The following is a 1,835-nucleotide window of genomic DNA, read 5'->3' as shown; positions in this document are numbered from 1 at the left end:
TGTGCCTCATATTTTCTGCCGATCCGGAGCCGTGCCCATGACCAGAAAACCGCAGGGACCGGTAGCACTTTTGCCCCTCGCCGCCCTTGCGTTGCTCTCCCTGATCTGGGGTTATAACTGGGTGGTCATGAAAGTCGCCATTGCAGATTGCCCGCCCCTGTTGTTCGCCGCCTTGCGGGTCTGGGTGAGTGTACTTGTGCTCATCCCACTGGTGCTGTGGATGAAGCGACCACTGGCCATGCCCTCTGCGCGTTACATCATTCCTTTTGGCTTGCTGCAGACCACCGGCTTCGTCGGTCTTGCCCTGTGGGCGCTGGAATATGGTGGGGCGGGCAAAACAGCGATCCTCGTCTACATGATGCCTATCTGGCTTATTGTCTTCGCCTGGCCTGTTCTGGGCGAACGCCTGCATGGCCTGCAGTGGCCCGCTCTGGCTTTGGCTTTGCTCGGTATGGTAGCCATCCTTCGTCCCTGGAACTTTAGCGGAAATTGGATAGGCAGCCTGCTTGCCCTGCTCTCAGGGATTCTGTGGGCCGCATCTGCCCTCTGGCAAAAACGCTATGCGCCACCGGGCCTGGATCTCTTCAACGGCACCCTTTGGCAGACCGTCTTTGGCGGGTTTGGTCTCGTCCTGCTCGCCCTATTGATCGACCCGCTGGAGGTCCACTGGACGCCACTGTTTGTCGGCGCTCTGCTCTATAATGCTATCCCCGGCACCGCCATCGCCTATTTTCTCTGGGCGTATGCTTTGCAGAAACTCCCATCGGGCATTGCCGGTATGGGCACTCTGGCAGTACCACTGATCGGCGTGATTGCGGCCTGGCTGCAATTGGGCGAGCGCCCCGGCGACTGGGAAGGCATCGGCATGGCAGGCATTTTCATCGCCCTGGTGCTGGTGAGCTGGCAGCACCTGCGCCCCCGCAACCGCGAAGACGTTATACTGCCCACCGGTCAGGAGTAACCCGCTTCAGAGGGAATTCGACACCGGCTCCGCCAGCAGTTTCTGCAATTGCGCCAGTGTCGCCCGCCGCAAGGGCTTACCATCCACAGGTGATGCGGGACTGCGCCGATCCTCGTCCAGATCAAAGAGGATCAGACGTAAGTCTGCACCAGCATAATTCAACTTTAAGGAAGGATAGTCGCGGGCCGACGCATCCCCATAATGGAGTCGCTGCCAGACTTCTTCATAAACGACCCGCTGATCCATCAGAAAAAAGATCACGCTCTCCGGCGTATCGGCAAAAAGATGGAGCGTGATGGCCGTGTGGCGCGTCGCGGTTCCGCTCAATACCGGTCCGGTCAAGCGCGGCTGAAACTCCGCGAGCCAGTGCATAGCTTGCACTGCCTGTTCGCGGAGCTGACGCAACTCCGCACTATGCGCCTCACCATGAAAAAGCTGCAGGCGTGACTGGAGCTCTTCTTCGATCTCCGCATTACTCGGCCAGCCCTGCTGGGCGTCGCCGCCAGCGCCCAGGCGTCGCGCCGCCTTTTCCTTGGCCACCCGAAAGTCCGCCACGCCCTCATCAGCCATGATTCGCGCCGACTCCACTGCCAACAAACGCCGCAAACGGGATTGTTGCTGTAACTTGGCCATCTTTGCACCCCGGTCATTGTCCACAAACGGCATTCCGCATAAGATAGCGCGAATGCGAGAGTGGCGGAATTGGTAGACGCACTGGATTTAGGTTCCAGCGGTTACGGCCGTGGGGGTTCGAGTCCCCCCTTTCGCACCAGACACTTACAAATGCCCGTCATGACGGGCATTCAGAAAACCGTTCCATGGTAACGCACAGGACACTGACTTCACGAAACGATGGCTTTCGCATGACCAATTC

At 59.0% G+C, this 1,835-nt stretch carries 2 protein-coding genes and 1 tRNA gene; 2 read left to right on the top strand and 1 reads right to left on the bottom strand.

Translation table 11 applies throughout. From position 1 onward, the window contains the following. Nucleotides 1-37 precede the first annotated feature (37 nt). Nucleotides 38-961 (top strand): DMT family transporter, encoded by a 924-nt coding sequence (locus AC2VNK_RS04880; RefSeq protein ID WP_291520750.1) that lies wholly within the window; start codon nucleotides 38-40, stop codon nucleotides 959-961. A gap of 6 nt (nucleotides 962-967) precedes the next feature. Here the strand turns inward: AC2VNK_RS04880 and AC2VNK_RS04875 are convergent, their stop codons facing one another. Then, on the bottom strand, nucleotides 968-1,594 hold the full coding sequence (locus tag AC2VNK_RS04875; protein ID WP_486883029.1) for a nucleotidyltransferase: 627 nt from the start codon (nucleotides 1,592-1,594) through the stop codon (nucleotides 968-970). Nucleotides 1,595-1,648: 54 nt separating this feature from the next. On the opposite strand from AC2VNK_RS04875, the gene AC2VNK_RS04870 reads away from it, so the two are divergent. Next, a tRNA-Leu gene (locus AC2VNK_RS04870) sits at nucleotides 1,649-1,733 on the top strand. The last annotated feature ends 102 nt before the right edge of the window (nucleotides 1,734-1,835 follow it).

The organism is Acidithiobacillus sp. TH-A35 (assembly GCF_057473505.1).
The sequence above is the reverse complement of the archived record's forward strand: the minus strand, read 5'-3'. Positions and strand labels throughout refer to the sequence as shown.